This is a genomic window from Paraburkholderia translucens (assembly GCF_020881035.1).
Lineage (GTDB): Bacteria > Pseudomonadota > Gammaproteobacteria > Burkholderiales > Burkholderiaceae > Paraburkholderia > Paraburkholderia translucens.
Genome location: NZ_JAJITC010000004.1, coordinates 432,740 through 450,024, shown reverse-complemented (window position 1 = coordinate 450,024; position 17,285 = coordinate 432,740). Strand labels below are relative to the sequence as shown.

The following is a 17,285-nucleotide window of genomic DNA, read 5'->3' as shown; positions in this document are numbered from 1 at the left end:
CGAGAAACGGGGGTATTTCGACGGATGGCCGGACGGCGTGCGCGTGTCTCACGCGCACGCCGTCCGGCATCGGATCGACGCGGCTTCAGTAGCCGACGTAAGGAGAGGGGCCGCCGCTCGCGGTCTGATCGAGATGGTAGTAGACGTAGCGGCCGTAGAAGAACGGCAGACCGAGGTCGAAGCTGGTGTTGTTGCCGAACTGGCCAGCGAGGTCGTTGAACGCGAAGCTGCTGCCGCTGGCGAACAGCGTCTGCGCATCAAGGATGCCGATGTCGGCGGCCGCCGACACCCCGTTCAACCCCACCAGCGTGACCGTACGGGTCTGCGCCGACGACGGGCAGTAGAAGTTCGGGAATTGGCTGCACGGCGCGAGCGTGCTATCGCCAAAGAAATAGGCGTTCGAGCCGGAATCGAGGAACGCCGTTATTTTCGTGCCGTTGAAGGTGCTGTTCTCGAGATCGCCGGAGGCGGTGGTCGTGAAGACCTGTGACGCGGCAAGCGTGTTGTTCCCCGCCGTGTTGATGCCGAACACGAGCGTGCCGTTCGCCGACGCGGCGCCAGTGCTCGACACTGGCTCCATCTGCACGATCACGCCGTTGTTGTCGACCGGGAAGCTGGCGACCGGGTTGGTGACCTGCTGCGTGAGCGGCACCGCGGTGCGCGTGCACGAGGTGCCGTTCGGGCAGGCGAAGTAGTTGCTGTAGTTCACCGCGGTCGCTGGGTTCGCGCACGTCGCGCCGCAGTCGTTCGGCGCGGTGCCGACGCCGAGAATGCCGTTCGAGCCGAGGTCGCTGACCGTGTTTTCGGACATGCCGCTGCCGCTGCAAATCGCGGGTGTCGTGCTCGCGGCCTTGTCGCCGATGATCTGCAGCGGGATGCGGCTGGCCGTCGTTTCGCCGCCGATCGTGACGGTCGCGGTGCGCACGGAGCCCCACGTGTAGCCGTCTGCGAACCTCGCGCACTCGGCAAGCTGCGCGCCGCTGCCGGCGATCGTGCTGACCGGCAGCGCGCTGAGCAGCGTCGGATTGATCGAATTGAGCACCGAGCCGACCACGCGCAAGCCGAACGAGCCGGTGTCGAGCTGGATGTTGTTGATGGTCGCGCAGTTGGTCGTCGAGCCTGGCGCGCAGATCGTCACGCTGACGGTCGGGATGTTGATGACGCCGGCCGCGCCGTGGCCGACCGTGATCTGCACCGTGTTCGCGGCGTTCGCGGCGATTGGCTGCTGGGTCGGGCTGGGTGGCAGCGAACCGCCGCTCGAGCCGTTCGACGCGCTGCCGCCGCTGCCGGAACTGGAGTTGCCGCTATTGCTGTTGCTGCTACCGCCGCCTCCGCCGCAGGCGACGAGCGTCGCCGTGAGCAACACGGCAAGCATGGCCTGCATCCAGCCCTTGAGTTTCGCGCTCGTGTGCGTGGTTCGCATCGTCGTCCTCGCCGTTACTTGATGTCGGAACCGCTGACGCCGGATGGCAGCGCGGAGGGTAGCCACGCGACGCCGCTGAACGCGCCCATGTGGCCGCCCGAGTGCACCACGAGCCCGCTGACATCGACGCTGACCGGCCCGCGCGCATTGCCGCGCGCTGCCCGCGCCGCCTTCACGCCGGCCACGTACTGCGGGAAATAACTGCCGAGCAGATCGCTGATATCCGGCATTTGCGGACCGTGCCACGAAATGCCGAACACGGCGCCGCTCGAAGAGAGATATTCGCGCACCACGGTGCCGTTGCCGAACGTGGTCTCGCGTACCGTGTAGGACGTTGATGCGGAAGACGTGGAGGACGCCGCGCTCGATTCGGCGCGCATCACACTCTGCGTTGCACCGCTGGCCGGCTGCACCACCCGGGACGATACCGAAGCGTCGGAGGGTGGCGTTAGCGGCGCACTGCCCAATGCCGCATGGGCGGACTGTGCGGCGGCGAGAGCCAAAAACGAACATGGCAAAACCAGCGCCGTGAGTCTCCCGGCGCGACCAACGCGACTCCACATAACGATGCTCCTCCCGAGCTGCAGCGCGCCTCGCCGAGTGCGCGAACCGGCCGCATATAGGCAGATGATACGGACCCGCCGCTGCCGCAAACCCAGACGGGACTGGCGCACAGGGCTACCGCCAGGCGTTACGCCGGCCGGCGCCGTACCGCTTTGACCCCGTAGTATGCCTGCCGATCCTTTCAGCCGACAGAAGGCGTGATTGGCGCCAATTGCATTTGAGCCACCAGCCCGGCGCGCACGCCGGGCCGCATCACCCGGTCAGAAGCCGAGGCTCGCGAGCAGATCGTCGACCTGCGATTGATCCTGCACCACGTCCGTCTTGCCTTCCGGGTTGATCTGCGGACCGTTGAGCAGATGTTCGGGACTGCCCGTCGACGACACCTCGGCCTTCAGAGCCGCTGCGTGCGCCGCGAACTGCTCGCGCCGTTCGAGCGCGATGTTCTCGACCAGCACGCCGAGCAGTTGCTGTTCGATCAGGTAGACGACCTCGGTGATCTTCTTGATCACCTGGCCGGTCAGATCCTGGAAATCCTGCGCAAGCATGATCTCCATCAACTGCGAGTTGGTCGCAGTGGTCGCCTCGGGCACGCCGCGCAGGAAGGTGCGCGTGTCGTTCATCAGGGCGCGCACTTCCTCGCGCTCGATCGGCGCCGCGTACCACTGCTCCCAGCGCGCGTCGAGCGCGCCCGCGTCCTGCTGCAACTGCTCCTGGATCGGCTTCGCGATGTCGATCGCCGACAGCACGCGCTCGGCGGCCTGCTCGGTCATGTTGGCGATGTACTTCAGACGATCGCGCGCATCGGGCACGGCTTCGGCCGCGCGCTCGACGTGCTTGTCGAGCCCGAGCTCGCGCATCGAATCGCGCAGCGTTCGCGTCAGTTGTCCGATGCGCGCGAGGATGCGGTCCGACGCGAGGTCGCCGCTATCGTTGCCCGCTTCGGCGCCAGGCGTTTGGGTCGGCGGCGTCACGTCAGCTCCCGGCTTTCGCCATCTTCTCGAGGATCTTGTTGAGCTTCTCGTCGAGTGTCGCGGCCGTGAACGGCTTGACGACGTAACCGCTCGCACCGGCCTGCGCCGCCGCAATGATGTTTTCCTTCTTCGACTCGGCCGTCACCATCAGCACCGGCAGGTGCGCGAGGTTCGCGTCGGCGCGGATTTCCTTGAGCATCGCGAGACCGTCGAGGTTCGGCATGTTCCAGTCCGAGATCACGAACTCGTAGCTGCCGCTGCGCAGACGCGCGAGACCGGCCATGCCGTCTTCGGCTTCGTCGACGTTCGAGTAGCCCAGTTCCTTGAGCAGGTTGCGGACGATCCGGCGCATCGTCGGAAAATCGTCAACCACCAGAATCTTCATTCCCTTGTCCATTTCTTTCCCTTTGCTTGATCCATGTTGCGGCATTCGACCGCGTCGTTCCATCCGGCACGCATCATACCCGCTGAACGCGGTCGCCCATCGATGACAAACGCGCCATCACGCGCCGGCTCATGTCCGGCAGCGCGGCAATTTCGTCGGCCGCGCCGAGTGCGATCGCCTCGCGCGGCATGCCGAACACGATGCAGCTCGCTTCGTCCTGCGCCAGCGTGTAGGCGCCGGCCTTTCTCATCTCCAGCAGACCGGCAGCGCCGTCGCGCCCCATGCCGGTCAGGATCACGCCGACCGCGTTCTTGCCCGCATGCTGCGCGGCCGAGCGGAACAGCACATCGACCGACGGACGGTGCCGGTTCACCGGCGGGTCGTCGGACAGGTGCGCAATATAGTTGGCGCCGCTCCGCGCGAGCAACAGGTGCGCGTGGCCCGGCGCGATGTACGCGTGCCCCGGCAGCACGCGTTCGCCGTGCTCTGCTTCTTTAACGGTAATCCGGCACAAACCATTGAGGCGTTGCGCGAAAGATTTCGTGAAGCCCGGCGGCATGTGCTGCGCGATCAGCACTGCTGGCGCATCGGGCGGCAACGGCACCAGCACTTCGCGAATCGCCTCGGTGCCGCCCGTCGAGGCACCGACGATGATCAGCTTCTCGGTACTGAGGAGCGGGTTGTTGAAAAGCGGCGCGGCGCCGGCCGGTGCTTGCGCGGCCTGCGTGGCCGCATGCTGCGCAGGCGTGGCCTGGCGCACTCGCGCGCGGGCCGCTGCGCGAATCTTGTCGGCGAGCTTTTCCGCGTAGTCGAGCATGCCGTCGCGAATGCCGACCTTCGGCTTGGTCACGAAATCGACCGCGCCGAGTTCGAGCGCACGCAGCGTGATTTCGTTGCCGCGCTCGGTCAGCGACGACACCATCACGACCGGCATCGGCCGCAGGCGCATCAGCTTCTCGAGAAAGTCGAGGCCGTCCATGCGCGGCATTTCGACGTCGAGCGTCAGCACGTCCGGGTTGTGCTGCTTGATGAGCTCGCGCGCGACGAGCGGATCGGGCGCCGTCGCCACCACCGTCATGTCCGGCTGCCCATTGATGATCTCGGTCATCAGGCTGCGGATCAGCGCCGAATCGTCGACGCACAATACCTTGATCTTTTGCACAGCGCTCACGCCTCCTCTGTGGTTCTGGCGTTGTTGGAATAGGTTGGGCGCGGGCTCGCGCCGAACAGTTCGATTCTCGGCCGCGCGGCGGCCGGCGACGCGAACAGCTCGACTCGCTTGCGCGCGGCGGCGAGCCGCTCGGCGCGCGCTTCGGCGCTTTGCCGCACGAGCGCCTGCTCGCGCTCGGCCACGCCCGCTTCCTGCTGCAAGCGCAACTTCTTCACCATCACCTGACCGGTGCGCGGCATGAACGCGACCTTGCGCGGATGCGATCCCTGCAGGTCCTCGGCGACGATGCGGATCTTTTCGGTGGTCAGATAGCGGCGCACGAACTCCGAGTTGCGATCGCCGATGTTCATCGTCGTCATGCCGGCGAGCACCGCGCCGCCGCCGAACACCTTCGCCTCGAAGCGCTCGCGCCGGCCGCCCGCCTTGATCAGCTCGTTGATGAGCACTTCCATGGCGTACGCGCCGTAGCGCATCGAGTCCGACGCGGCGTGCGCGACGTCGGCGCCGTCGTCGGGCAGCATGAAGTGATTCATGCCGCCGATGCCCGCGGTGCGGTCCTGAATGCAGGCCGCGACACACGAGCCAAGCACGGTCACGAGCACCATGTCTTCGCTCGTCGTGTAGAACTCGTTGGGCAACAGCTTCACGCCGGGGCGCTGGAAGTGATTGTCGTAGTACAGGTTCGAAGCGATCGGCAGTGCGCTGCTCATGCGGCGACCCCGCTCGGTTCGGGCGTGCCATGCGCGTTGGCGCGCGACGGCGCGCGAGCGCCGCTGGTGTCGCGCGTCAGTTCATAGACGGTCTGGCCGCGCAGCCGGAACGCCTCCGTCACGTACGTGAAGTTTTCCGAATGGCCGGCAAACAGCAGACCGCCCGCTTTCATCAGCGGTTCGAAGCGGGCGAGCACCTGCGATTGCGTCGGCTTGTCGAAATAGATCATCACGTTGCGGCAGAAAATCGCGTCGAACTGCGTGCGCAACTGGTAATCGCGATCGGTCAGGTTCAGTTGCTCGAAGCGCACGAGCGCGCGCACTTCGGGACGCACCTTGACCATTCCCGCATGCGCGCCCGTGCCCTTCAGGAAGAAGCGCTTCAGTCGCTCGGGCGAGAGATGCTTGACCTGGTCGAACTGGTAGACGCCGGCCTCGCCCTTCGCGAGCACCTGGGTGTCGATGTCGGTCGCGAGCACCGACGCCTGGCGCGCGCCGCTCTCGCCGAGCGCTTCGATCAGCGTCATCGCGATCGAATACGGCTCCTCGCCGGTGGACGCCGCCGAGCACCACACAGACACGGGCTGCGCGCGGCGCGCCACGAATTCGGCGAGAATCGGGAAGTGATGCGCTTCGCGGAAAAACGCGGTCAGGTTCGTGGTCAACGCATTCGTGAACGCCTCCCACTCGGCCGGATCGTTTTCCGCTTCGAGCAGATCGAGATACTGGCGGAACGTATCGATGCCGCGCGCGCGCAAGCGGCGCGCGAGGCGGCTATACGCCATGTCGCGCTTGTGGTCCGACAGCGAGATGCCCGCCGCGCGATGGATCAGATCGCGGATGCGGGCGAAATCGGCCGCCGTGAATTCGAAATCGCGCCCCGTCTCGACGGATCTGGCCGGCTCTGTCCGCTCCGGCGCGGCCCGGGCGGGGCGTTGTGGTGCGCGCGTTGCCATCATGAAAATTCCTGTCTGCGATATGAACCATCACGCTTGCCGCCCAGCGGGGCTGCCTGGGGGGAAGGAATCGTCTTCGCGGGGTCGCGCCTTCCCGCGAGTGTCATCGACCTACGGCCGGCTCGCGGCACGCGCAGCGCGCGTGCTTCGATGCTTCGCCCATCCGCGGGCGCGATGCCGGTTGACCACATGTCACTCTGCCGTTGCCTAGAAGGTTTCCCAGTCCGCGTCCGAACTTGCACTTGCCGTGCTTGCCGCGGGGGCACGCGTGGACGTGTCGGTCTTGACGCGAGCCGTGGCTGCGGCCGGCTTGGGTTTCAGTGCCGGTTCAATGCGTGCGGCTGCGTCGTGCGAGGCCGGGGCCGGGGCTGGCGCCGCGGTTGTTGTCGTTGCGTTGCCTGCATGCGTTGCGTGCATTGAGTGGCTCGCGCCTGCGCCCACCGCAGTCGCGCCGCTCGCAGCTTGCGGTGCAGCTTTGGCGAGCTGCGCGGGCGTCTGCGTACGCGCCGCCGGTGCGCTCTGACGCGCCGCCGCTGCGCCGGCCACCTTCCAGCCGCTCAGCACCGCCTGCAACTGCCGCGTCTGGTCTTCGAGCGACGCCGCCGCGGCCGCCGCCTGCTCGACCAGCGCCGCATTCTGCTGCGTCACCGAATCCATCTGCACGACCGCGCGATTGACCTGCTCGATGCCGCCCGACTGTTCTTCCGATGCCGCGCTGATCTCGCCCATGATGTCGGTCACGCGACGCACCGCCTGCACGATTTCGTCCATCGTCGTACCTGCACGACCGACCAGCTCGGAGCCGCTCTTCACCTTGTCGGCCGAATCGCCGATCAGCTCCTTGATCTCCTTGGCGGCGCTCGCGCTGCGTTGCGCGAGGCTGCGCACTTCGCCCGCGACGACCGCGAAGCCGCGGCCCTGCTCGCCAGCGCGCGCGGCTTCGACTGCCGCGTTCAGCGCAAGGATGTTGGTCTGGAAGGCGATGCCCTCGATTACGCCGATGATGTCGACGACCTTGTTCGAGCTGGTCGCGATCTCCTGCATCGTCGTGACGACCTGGCTCACCACCTCGCCGCCGCGCGTCGCGATGTCCGACGCATTGACCGCGAGCTGGCTTGCCTGGCGCGCATTTTCGGTGTTCTGCCGCACGGTGCTGGTCAGCTGGTCCATGCTCGATGCGGTTTCCTGCAGCGACGCGGCCTGCTGCTCGGTGCGCTGCGACAGATCGGTGTTGCCCATCGCGATTTCGCGCGCGCCGGTGTCGATCGATTCGGTGCCGCTGCGCACCGCGCGCAGCATCGTCGCGAGGCTGTCCTGCATCTGCTTGATGCCCGCGAACAGACGGCCGATCTCATTGCCGCCATGTACGTCGACCGTGCCGGACAGATCGCCCGCGGCGATCCGCTCGAAGCACGCGATCGCGTCGGCGAGCGGCTGCACGATGAGCCCGCGCAGCGCGAAGCGGATGGCCACCACCACCAGCAGCGCGAACGCCGTGACCGCGCCGATCAGCGTGGTCATCAGCGACGCGTTCGACTGCGCGCTCGCCTGCTGATCGGTCACGCTCTGCCGCAGCGCCTGGATCACCGCGGCGGCGGCTGCGTCGTAGGCGATGAACATCGGACTGATCTTCGTGTCCGCGACCGCGTGATACGCGTCGAGATTGTTCGCGTTCAACGCGGCGAATTCGACGTCGACGCCGTCGTGCATGACCGTCGTGTGCTTGGCGAGCACATCGTCGAGCAAAGCCTGATCGACGCCGTGCTTCGGCGCGTCGAGATACGTCTGCCAGCTCTGGTTGCCCTTGGCTAGCAGCTCCTGCGCGCGATCGAGCACCTTCTTCGCCTCGTCCGCGTTGCCGGCGGCCGTCAGCGTGTTGAAGCGATCGATCGCGATGCGCGAGCGCAGCAGATACGCGGACGCATCGTCAAGCGCATGAATCGCGACCAGGTCGCCGCGCGCGATACGATCGAGCGAACCGCTCGCGCGATTCAGCGCGGTCAGCCCGAGCGCGCCGACCAACACGGTCAGCGTTACCAGAAGAGTCCCCACCAACGTCAGTGACGTGCGGATCGACCACCTGCTCAGCATCTTGATGCTCCCTTTGCCGTGTTCCCTTGCGGCCTGTCGTTAAACGCCGAGCGTTTCGGTCAGCGCCATTTCGGAGCTGGTCATCAGCTTCTCGATATCCATCAGGATCAGCATGCGGCCGTCGACCGTGCCGAGACCTGTCAGGTATTCGGTCGTCAGCGTCGCGCCGAATTCGGGCGCCGGCATGATCTGATCGACCGCGAGCGTCAGCACGTCCGACACGCCGTCCACCACCATCCCGACCACGCGGTGCGCGACGTTCAGGATGATCACGACGGTCTGGTGGTCGTACTCGACGCGGCCCAGATGAAACTTGATGCGCATGTCGACGATCGGCACGATGATGCCGCGCAGGTTGATGACGCCCTTGATGAACTCGGGCGCGTTCGCGATGCGCGTCACGTTGTCGTAGCCGCGGATTTCCTGCACCTTGAGGATGTCGATGCCGTACTCTTCCGCGCCGAGCGTGAAGACGAGGAACTCCTGACCGCCGGCGTCCGCCTGCGCGTCGCGGCGGCCATTCGTCCCGCTCGCGTTCGCGGCGCTCGAATTGATGGATTGGACTTCTGCCACGTTAGCCCCCAATCGGTTGGGATGAGTTGAGTTGAAGTTGTGTTGCGAGGTCTGTCGTCATTGCAGTGTTCAAGGCGCGCGTCATGCGAAGCTCATCGCCTGATGCGCCTGCGCATGCCCATGTGCATGACGCGTTTCACGGTTCAGCGCCGCGACGTCCACGATCAGCGCGACGCTGCCGTCGCCGAGAATGGTTGCCGCCGAAATACCGTGCACCTTGCGGTAATTGGTTTCCAGATTCTTCACGACCACCTGCTGCTGGCCGACGAGTTCGTCGATCAGCATCGCGAAGCGCCGTCCCTCGGTCTGCATGATCGTAACGATGCCCTGGGTCGGCTCCTGCTTCGCGTCCGACACGTTGAACACTTCGTGCAGCGCGACGAGCGGCAGGTATTCGCCGCGCACGCGCACCACGCGCTCACCGTTGGCGACCGTATAGATGTCTTCGGCTTGAGGCTGCAGCGACTCCATCACGAAGTTCAGCGGCAGGATGAAGATCTCGTTGCCGACCTTCACCGACATGCCGTCGAGAATCGCGAGCGTGAGCGGCAACACGATGCGCGTGGTGCTGCCCTTGCCTGCGTGCGACGTGATTTCGACGTGACCGCCCATCGACTGGATGTTGCGCTTCACCACATCCATGCCGACGCCGCGGCCCGACACGTCGGTGACCTGCTCGGCCGTCGAGAAGCCCGGCAGGAAGATCAGGTTCCAGACTTCCTCGTCGGTCATCGTGTCGCTGACCTGCATGCCTTGCTTCGCGGCCTTGGCGAGAATCTTGTCGCGGCGCAGGCCGGCGCCGTCGTCGCTGACCTCGATGACGATGTTGCCGCCGTGGTGCGCCGCCGACAGCACCAGCTGACCGGTCGAATCCTTGCCCGCCGCGCGCCGCGCTTCCACGGTTTCGATGCCGTGATCGAGGCTGTTGCGCACGAGGTGCGTCAACGGATCGATGATCCGTTCGATGAGGCTCTTGTCGAGTTCGGTCGCCTGACCGAAGGTGACGAGTTCGACCTCCTTGCCGAGTTTCGCCGCGAGATCGCGCACCAGACGCGGGAAGCGGCTGAACACGTAATCCATCGGCATCATGCGGATCGACATCACCGCTTCCTGCAGATCGCGCGCGTTACGCTCGAGTTGCGCCATGCCGTTGAAGAGCCGGTCGTGCAGCGCCGGATCGAACGTGCTCGTGGTCTCCGCGAGCATGGCCTGCGTGATCACCAACTCGCCGACCAGGTTGATCAGCTGATCGACCTTCTCGACACCGACGCGAATCGAGCTGCCTTCGCCGCCGGCCGCCGCGGCTGCCGGACGACCCGCCTTGCGGTCCTGGTCGGCGGATGCGGTGGAAGCAGGTTTGGCCGCCGCCGGCGCCACGGCGGGTGCCGCTGGCGGAGCCGGCGGCTCGGCGCTGGCCGCGCTTGCGGGTGCAGCGGTTTGGACCGCCGCCACCGCGGGGTGCGCGTGCATGACCGGATGCGCTTGCGGCTGCGACACCGCAGCGGCAGGCACGGCTTGCGCGGTCTGCGGCGGTGTCGGGACGGCTGCGGCGGGCGTTCCAGGTTCGCCCGGCTGCGCGTCCTCCGCCGGCGCGGTGCCGCGGCCGATCGTGATCTGACTGTCGTCGATCACGAAGCAGCACACGGCGATGATGTCGTCGGAGGGTACGTCGGTCGAGAGCCACAGCATCAGATCGCCGCCGCTCTTGACCTGCCCAACGATATTGCCCAGGTTGCCCAACTCTTCGGTCAGCAGTTCCTGGTCTTTCTCTCCCACGCCCCGTAGCGTAATTTTCAGATGAGGCCCGGCGCCGTCGGCCGTGGCCGCGGCTTGCCCGGTCTGCGCCGGTTCGCCGCCCCCCCATTCGCCTGCCGCCTGCACCGCCTGTTCGACGACGTGCTCGGGCGGGATGCCGCCTGGCTCCTGTAATGCCGTTGTGTGCGCCGCCGTTTGGGTTGCCGCTGGCTGTGCTGCCACGGGCGCGGGCGGCGCGGTGTCGGCGCTCGCCGCCGCGGCTGCCGGCGCCAGTGCGCCGCCCATGCGGCTTTCCGCATGCAGTTGCTCGAGCTTCGCGCAGATCGCGCGCGCCACCGCCGCATCGGGCTCGGCGCTCGCGCGATAGTCGGCGAGCTGGCCGGACAGCACGTCCTTGGTTTCGAGGAACGTATCGATCATGTCCTTGCGCAGCACCAGCTCGTTGTTGCGCGCGCGATCGAGCAGCGACTCGAGAATGTGCGTGGTCTCGGTGAGGGCGGTAAAGCCGAACGTCGCCGCGCCGCCCTTGATCGAATGCGCGGCGCGGAAGATCGCCGCAAGGTCTTCGGGGTCCGGGCGGGCCACGTCGAGATTGAGCAGCAACTGCTCCATCTGCGCGAGCAGTTCGTCCGCTTCGTCGAAGAACGTCTGATAGAACTGTGTGATGTCGAGTGTCATGCCTGGTTCACCGCGAGAGTGCCTGTCTGGCGTGAGCTGCCGTGCAGCCGCGTCGAGAGCTATCGTTCCGTATTAGGTCTAAAGGTGGCGTCGATTGCGCGGATCACGCCGGGTCCGGTTCGGACAGCGCTGCCACCAGCTCGGTCAGCATGTCCGGGTCGAGCGGCTTTTCGATCCACCCGGTCGCACCCGCCGCGCGCGCCGCCTCTTTGAAGGGTTCGCCCGATTCCGTCGTGAGGACGAGGATGGGCGTCGCCTGATAGGCCGGATTTCCGCGCAACGCGGTGATCAGATCGAGACCGGTCTTGCCGGGCATGTGCTGGTCGGTCAGCACGAGATCGAACGCCATCGCGAGCGCGTTTTCGAGCCCTTCGTTGCCGTCCGCCGCGAGCGTGACCTCATAGCCGGCACCCGTCAGCGTGGCGGCGAGGATTTGCCGCATCGATGCCGAGTCGTCCACTGCCAGGATGTGCCTGATCATGAAAACCTCGCTGCGCTCAACACTGAGCCGCGGCCCGGCGGCCGCGACCTGTTACTGGGCCGGCGGCGCTGCCGCTGGCAACTTCGGTGCAACCGTCACCGGCTGCGCAAGTCTTTGCAGGAGCGGCTTCGAGCCGGCTGCGTCGTCCGATAGGGTCGTCGTCGTGGAGTCGTCGTGATTGAGCGCCTCCTCGGACTTCCTGTTCAGCACGATGATGCTGATGCGGCGGTTCTCCGGATCGAGCGGGTCCGCCTTGTTCAGGTTCTGCGTCGACGCGAGACCGATCACCCGCATCACCTTCGCTTCGTCCATGCCGCCCCCGATCAGCTCGCGCCGCGACGCGTTCGCGCGATCGGCCGACAACTCCCAGTTGCTATAGCCCTTCTCGCCGCCCGCGTACGGCACCGCGTCGGTGTGGCCCTGCACGATGATGCGGTTCGGCACGTCGTTCAGCGTGTGGCCGATTTCGCGCAGAATGTCGCGCATGTACGGCTCGACGACGTCGCGCGCGGTCGCGAACATCGGCCGCTTCTGCGAGTCGACGATCTCGATGCGCAAGCCGGTCAGCGTCGAGTCGATGCGGATCTGCTGCTTGAACTGGCGCAGCACCGGGTTCGCCTCGATCGCGGCCATCAGCTTGACCTGCAGGTCATGCAGACGCACCTGCTCCTGGCGTTCCAGCGCGCCTTGCAACTGCTTCACCGCGTCGTCGTTGTTGTGCGACGCGGTGCGCTCGGCGCGGCTGCTGCTGCCATCGGTCGAGCGGGTCACGCCCTGCGCGTCGGTGGAGATGTCGCGGCCGCCGCCCTTCAGGATGCTCGAATCTTCGGCGCTGCGATCGCCACCCCACAGCGTGATCTTCAGCGGCTGGTTGAAGTAGTCGGCGATGCCTTTCAGCTGCACGGTGGAGGCCGAGCTCAGCAGCCACATCAGCAGGAAGAACGCCATCATCGCGGTCATGAAGTCCGCGTACGCCAGCTTCCACGCGCCGCCGTGATGACCGGACTTTTTGGGCGAGGCGCGCTTGACGACGATTGCGCGGTCTTTGTCCTTGCTGCTCATCGGTTCGGTTCCCGTCGCCTTCTTATTTCGCCTTGACGCGGCGCACGTGCTCTTCGAGCTCCGCGAACGACGGGCGCTCGGTCGAGAAGAGCACCTTGCGGCCGAACTCGACCGCAATGGCGGGCGCGTAGCCGTTCAGGCTCGCGAGGATCGTCACCTTGATGCACTGGAACATCTTGGTCGACTCGGTCACGCGCTGCTCGGCGACGCTCGCGAGCGGCCCGATCAGCCCGTATGAAAGCAGAATGCCGAGGAAGGTGCCGACCAGCGCCTGCGCGATCATCTCGCCGAGCACCGCGGGCGGCTTGTCGGCCGAGGCCATCGTGTGCACCACGCCCATCACCGCGGCGACGATACCGAACGCCGGCATCGCGTCGCCGACCTTGGTCAGCGCGTGCGCGGGCGCCTCGCCTTCCTGGTGATGCGTTTCGATCTCCTCGTCCATCAGGCTTTCGATCTCGAACGCGTTCATGTTGCCGCCGACCATCAGCCGCAGGTAGTCGGTCAGGAACTCGATGATGTGCTTGTCGGCGAGGATCTTCGGATACTGGGTGAAGATCGGACTCTTCGACGGATCATCGATGTCGGCTTCGAGCGTCAGCGTGCCTTCCTTGCGCGCTTTCGCGAGCAGCACGTACAGGAGCCCCATCAGCTCCATGTAGACGTCCTTGTTGTACTTGGCGCCCTTGAACAGAGTCGGAATGACGCGCAGTGTCGCCCGGATCGTCTTCATTCCGTTGCCGAGAATGAACGCGCCAAGTCCAGCGCCGGCGATCATCAGCACTTCAACGGGTTGCAGCAGCGCGCCGAGATGGCCGCCTTCGAGCGCATAACCGCCGAAAACGGACAATAGCGTCACGAGTGTTCCCACGAAAATCAGCACTGCCGAGCCCTCACAAAGAAGCGACGGTAACCGTCGTTAGTCTGGTTTACGGCACCGCAGCGGAAAACTTTGGGGAAAAAGGGGGTGCTCGAGTCCGGTGTAAACCAGAGGCTTGCGCCCCGTCAGAGCTTGCCGCTCAGAGTTCGACGGGCTCGAGGGTTTTGAGCGCGGAAGCGGTGCAGAGAGCTTCGTGAGCGCGAGCGCCGGCGTCTTGCGGCGCTTGGGCCGGGACCCGGGGGGCAACGGTATTCCGCTCGGCCCGTGTTTGCGCCGCCTTCTTCGTCTTGCCCGCGCGCGAAGGCGGCTGGCACAGCCCGCAAACGAATGCGTGCTGCGGATCGTGCGCGTGCGCGACGAAGTGGCCGCCGCAACGGCGGCAGGCGCTCGTCTGCAGCATGCCCGAGTCGAAGAAGCGCACCAGTGTCCACGCGCGCGTGAGACTGAGCACCGGCTCGTCGTCGTGCAACTGGATATGTTCGAGATACAGCCGGTAGCTCTTCACGATCGATTCGATCGCGCGGCAGCCGCCGTGACCGGCCATGAAACGGTAGATGTTGTAGAACAGCGAAGAGTGAAAGTTCGGCTGCCAGGTCATGAACCAGTCGGTCGAGAACGGCAGCATGCCCTTGGGCGGTGATACCCCTTTCAGTTCCTTGTAGAGCTTGATGAGCCGGTCGCGCGACAGGCTGGTTTCCGCCTCCAGCAATTGCAGGCGCGCACCGAGTTCGATCAGCTCGATCGCGAGGGTGATTTCCCGGACTTCCAGTATGACGCTCTTGCTGGCCATCAGCCGAGCTGCTCGACCGGCTGGCTCGCCATCAAAATCGCCGAATGCGCATGCGCGATCGCACTGGCCTTGTCCTTGTCCGCGAGGGCGGACAACACCGTGTGATCGTCGAAGCGGAAGCGGCACAGCATCTGGTTGGACGCCGCGAGCTTGACGGTCTGCGCCAGGGACAGATTGGCTATCACGTCGGCCAGCTGGTCCGAAATACCCATGCGGAACATGCCCATCGGCTTGTCTTCGCGCAGCAGGCGCTGGGCGAGCAGCAGATAGGAAAGATTGACTTCCCTGATCTCGCTGAGCATCTGGCTAGTCGTGCTCATGGTTTCCCCCTCTAGGTATGCGCGGCTGGTCGGGCCGTTTTTTTGCGGAAACGTTTGCTCGGACGCGCAGGATGAACCCGCGCGATTCAACTCGTTTCTGGTCTTGCACGCATTGTGTCGAAAGGGGACACAGCCGAAAATCGGAGAGACACCCCACCCGGCTGCCGGATTAATCCGTCATTTGCGTAGGAATTTTTCCTACAAGTCTGGCTGTGGAGAGGTGCAAATTGGGAAGAAATGATACCCGCAGCGTAACTGCCGATGCGCGCTGGGAATATTCAAGCCGCGGCGCGTACTAAATGGTGAGTTTTTCGAACCGCGCGGCCGCACCGTAAGCCGGCCGACGGCGATTATAAGACCTTTTCCCTCGCCCGCAATGTGGCTCGTTTAGAGGCTTTTCCCGATCCGTTCGTCGTTCCGGGTCTGCCGCTTGCTACTGTGCTTTCCGCTCGGTGAGCGTTTGCTTTAGTCGCTGGAATTGGACTTCCCGATTATCGGGACGGTGAGTCAGTGAACGCCTCTCGAAGGCTGTAACGGCGCCTGTTTCGCGCTGTAACAACATTAAGCGTTTGAAAAATGACTCGAATTAGCGCGGCCGATCCCGATAATGAATCCATAGGGATTACCCGACACCTATTCGGAGCCACCCCCGGGTAACTAGCCAAACTGTCATGGGATCCGAGTCAGCGCCTGGCGCCCGCTCCGATCGACACAGGAGAAAATGCATGCGAATCGCACAAATCGCGCCGCTCTATGAGGCCGTCCCGCCAAAACTGTATGGCGGCACCGAACGTGTCGTGTCGTATCTGACCGAAGCGCTGGCCGATCTCGGCCATGACGTCACGCTGTTCGCAAGCGGCGACTCGGTCACGTCGGCGAATCTCGAGGCGTGCTGGCCGCGCGCCCTGCGCCTCGACCCGACGATTCGCGACGCATTGGCGCCGCATATTCTGATGATGGAGAAGGTCCGTAAGGTCGCGCACGAGTTCGACGTGCTGCACTTCCACCTCGATTACATGCCGTTCCCCCTGTTCGCGACGATGGACACGCCGTTCGTGACTACGCTGCACGGCCGTCTCGATCTGCCGGAATTGCAGCCGGTGTTCGACGCGTTCTCGCACGTACCGGTCGTGTCGATTTCGGATTCGCAGCGCATTCCGCTACCGCAGGCCAACTGGCTGAGCACGATCTATCACGGCCTGCCGGACCAGTTGCTGACACCGCAGCCGCACAAGAAGCCCGAATACCTCGCGTTCCTCGGCCGCATCTGCCCGGAAAAGCGCGTCGATACAGCTATCAGGATCGCCGCACAAAGCGGTCTGCCGCTGAAGATCGCCGCCAAGGTGGACAAGGTCGACATGGAGTACTTCAAGCGCGAGATCGAGCCGCTGCTTTCGATGGCGCACGTCGAGTTCGTCGGCGAGATCAACGAGGCGCAGAAGCCTGAATTCCTGTCGGGCGCGAAGGCGCTGCTGTTCCCGATCGACTGGTCCGAGCCGTTCGGCCTCGTGATGATCGAGTCGATGGCTTGCGGCACGCCGGTTATCGCGTTCAACCGCGGCTCGGTGCCGGAAGTGATCGACCACGGCGTGACTGGCTACATCGTCGAAGACGTGCAAGGCGCGGTTGCCGCTCTGCAGCGTCTCGACGAGTTGTCGCGCACCGAAATCCGCGCGCAGTTCGAACGCCGCTTCAGTTCGAAAACGATGGCGCGCAACTATCTCGACGGCTATTCGGCGTTGATTGAAACGACCCGGCGCCCGGTATTGCGCCAGGTGGCGGTCGGCTAAGTGCGTTTGAAAACGGCCGACGCTTTGCGCCCGGCCGTTTTCGGTACGCTTTGAACGACGCACTGTGTGCCTTCGCTTATATCCGCCAATCGTGGATGAATCCCGCAGCGAAATCGTTTGCGCGAGCGGAAAAACAAGTTCTCTTGCTGTCGGACGCCAAAAAAGCCGCCCCATATGGGCGGCTTTTTTAATCCAGGGATGGTTGCGCTTCCATACCAGATTAGTGCCCGGCCAATAAGCCGAACAACAGCAACCTTCAGTCCGCTTTCACCCCTCTCGCCTAACCGCGGGTGGAATTCAGGCGGAGCCAATCAGGAAGCGCTCGCGATTCTTGCCGACGATCCATTTCGGCGGTTTTCCACGCCCGCTCCATGTATTGCCTGATTTCGGGTCCTGGTATTTCGCCGGCAGCGGCGCCTTCTTGGGCGGACGGCCCCGTTTGGCGGCGACCGCGAAGCCGAGATCCTGCGCAGTCAGACCGTATTCGGCGATCTTCTGGCGGATGTCGGCGACGACAGTGTCGATTTCCGTGCGCCGCGCTTCCTCCGCCTGAGCCTGCAACCGGGCGATCTGCGCCTTGAGGTCTGCATATTGAGACATTCGGTTCTCCCTCTCTGGAACTCATTCGACCGCAGACTAGCTGCAATTATAAAAATTCGCAATGGCCAGTAATACCGGTTTAGAA

At 64.8% G+C, this 17,285-nt stretch carries 17 protein-coding genes; 1 reads left to right on the top strand and 16 read right to left on the bottom strand.

The window, feature by feature from the left end:
- Positions 1-85: 85 nt before the first annotated feature.
- The 15 genes from LJ655_RS09890 to flhD form a co-directional block, all read right to left on the bottom strand.
- Positions 86-1,423: a DUF3443 domain-containing protein gene (locus LJ655_RS09890; protein WP_230561051.1), complete on the bottom strand. Its 1,338-nt coding sequence runs from the start codon at positions 1,421-1,423 to the stop codon at positions 86-88.
- Positions 1,424-1,437: 14 nt separating this feature from the next.
- Positions 1,438-1,986, bottom strand: a complete 549-nt coding sequence (locus LJ655_RS09885) for a DUF2844 domain-containing protein (protein ID WP_230561050.1) — start codon at positions 1,984-1,986, stop codon at positions 1,438-1,440.
- 261 nt (positions 1,987-2,247) lie between these two features.
- Positions 2,248-2,958, bottom strand: coding sequence for a protein phosphatase CheZ (cheZ, locus tag LJ655_RS09880; RefSeq protein WP_230561049.1), 711 nt, complete (start codon positions 2,956-2,958; stop codon positions 2,248-2,250).
- 1 nt (position 2,959) lies between these two features.
- Positions 2,960-3,355: a chemotaxis response regulator CheY gene (cheY, locus tag LJ655_RS09875; RefSeq protein WP_230561048.1), complete on the bottom strand. Its 396-nt coding sequence runs from the start codon at positions 3,353-3,355 to the stop codon at positions 2,960-2,962.
- Positions 3,356-3,416: 61 nt separating this feature from the next.
- Positions 3,417-4,505 carry a protein-glutamate methylesterase/protein-glutamine glutaminase gene (locus LJ655_RS09870; RefSeq protein ID WP_230561104.1) on the bottom strand — a complete coding sequence of 363 codons (1,089 nt, stop codon included), beginning with the start codon at positions 4,503-4,505 and terminating at the stop codon, positions 3,417-3,419.
- 5 nt (positions 4,506-4,510) lie between these two features.
- Positions 4,511-5,224: a chemoreceptor glutamine deamidase CheD gene (gene cheD, locus LJ655_RS09865; protein ID WP_230561047.1), complete on the bottom strand. Its 714-nt coding sequence runs from the start codon at positions 5,222-5,224 to the stop codon at positions 4,511-4,513.
- Positions 5,221-6,183, bottom strand: coding sequence for a CheR family methyltransferase (locus tag LJ655_RS09860; protein ID WP_230561046.1), 963 nt, complete (start codon positions 6,181-6,183; stop codon positions 5,221-5,223). The genes cheD and LJ655_RS09860 overlap by 4 nt, the downstream gene beginning before the upstream one ends.
- Before the next feature lie 204 nt (positions 6,184-6,387).
- A complete protein-coding gene (locus tag LJ655_RS09855; RefSeq protein ID WP_230561045.1) occupies positions 6,388-8,271 on the bottom strand; it encodes a methyl-accepting chemotaxis protein in 1,884 nt (627 codons plus the stop codon).
- A 39-nt stretch (positions 8,272-8,310) separates the two neighbouring features.
- A complete protein-coding gene (locus tag LJ655_RS09850) occupies positions 8,311-8,844 on the bottom strand; it encodes a chemotaxis protein CheW (protein ID WP_230561044.1) in 534 nt (177 codons plus the stop codon).
- Positions 8,845-8,925: 81 nt separating this feature from the next.
- Positions 8,926-11,277 (bottom strand): chemotaxis protein CheA, encoded by a 2,352-nt coding sequence (gene cheA, locus LJ655_RS09845; protein ID WP_230561043.1) that lies wholly within the window; start codon positions 11,275-11,277, stop codon positions 8,926-8,928.
- Between the two features lie 103 nt (positions 11,278-11,380).
- Entirely contained in the window at positions 11,381-11,758 is a 378-nt protein-coding gene (locus tag LJ655_RS09840) for a response regulator (protein WP_230561042.1), read from the bottom strand.
- 51 nt (positions 11,759-11,809) lie between these two features.
- Entirely contained in the window at positions 11,810-12,820 is a 1,011-nt protein-coding gene (gene motB, locus LJ655_RS09835; protein WP_230561041.1) for a flagellar motor protein MotB, read from the bottom strand.
- A 22-nt stretch (positions 12,821-12,842) separates the two neighbouring features.
- A complete protein-coding gene (motA, locus tag LJ655_RS09830; protein WP_230561040.1) occupies positions 12,843-13,703 on the bottom strand; it encodes a flagellar motor stator protein MotA in 861 nt (286 codons plus the stop codon).
- A gap of 136 nt (positions 13,704-13,839) precedes the next feature.
- Positions 13,840-14,490 carry a flagellar transcriptional regulator FlhC gene (gene flhC / locus LJ655_RS09825; RefSeq protein ID WP_230561039.1) on the bottom strand — a complete coding sequence of 217 codons (651 nt, stop codon included), beginning with the start codon at positions 14,488-14,490 and terminating at the stop codon, positions 13,840-13,842.
- A complete protein-coding gene (gene flhD / locus LJ655_RS09820) occupies positions 14,490-14,810 on the bottom strand; it encodes a flagellar transcriptional regulator FlhD (RefSeq protein WP_230561038.1) in 321 nt (106 codons plus the stop codon). The genes flhC and flhD overlap by 1 nt, the downstream gene beginning before the upstream one ends.
- Positions 14,811-15,535: 725 nt before the next feature.
- Here flhD and LJ655_RS09815 point away from each other — a divergent pair.
- Positions 15,536-16,600: a glycosyltransferase family 4 protein gene (locus LJ655_RS09815; protein ID WP_230561037.1), complete on the top strand. Its 1,065-nt coding sequence runs from the start codon at positions 15,536-15,538 to the stop codon at positions 16,598-16,600.
- Positions 16,601-16,897: 297 nt separating this feature from the next.
- On the opposite strand, the gene LJ655_RS09810 is transcribed toward LJ655_RS09815, so the two are convergent.
- Positions 16,898-17,200, bottom strand: coding sequence for an H-NS histone family protein (locus tag LJ655_RS09810; protein WP_230561036.1), 303 nt, complete (start codon positions 17,198-17,200; stop codon positions 16,898-16,900).
- Positions 17,201-17,285: the final 85 nt, after the last annotated feature.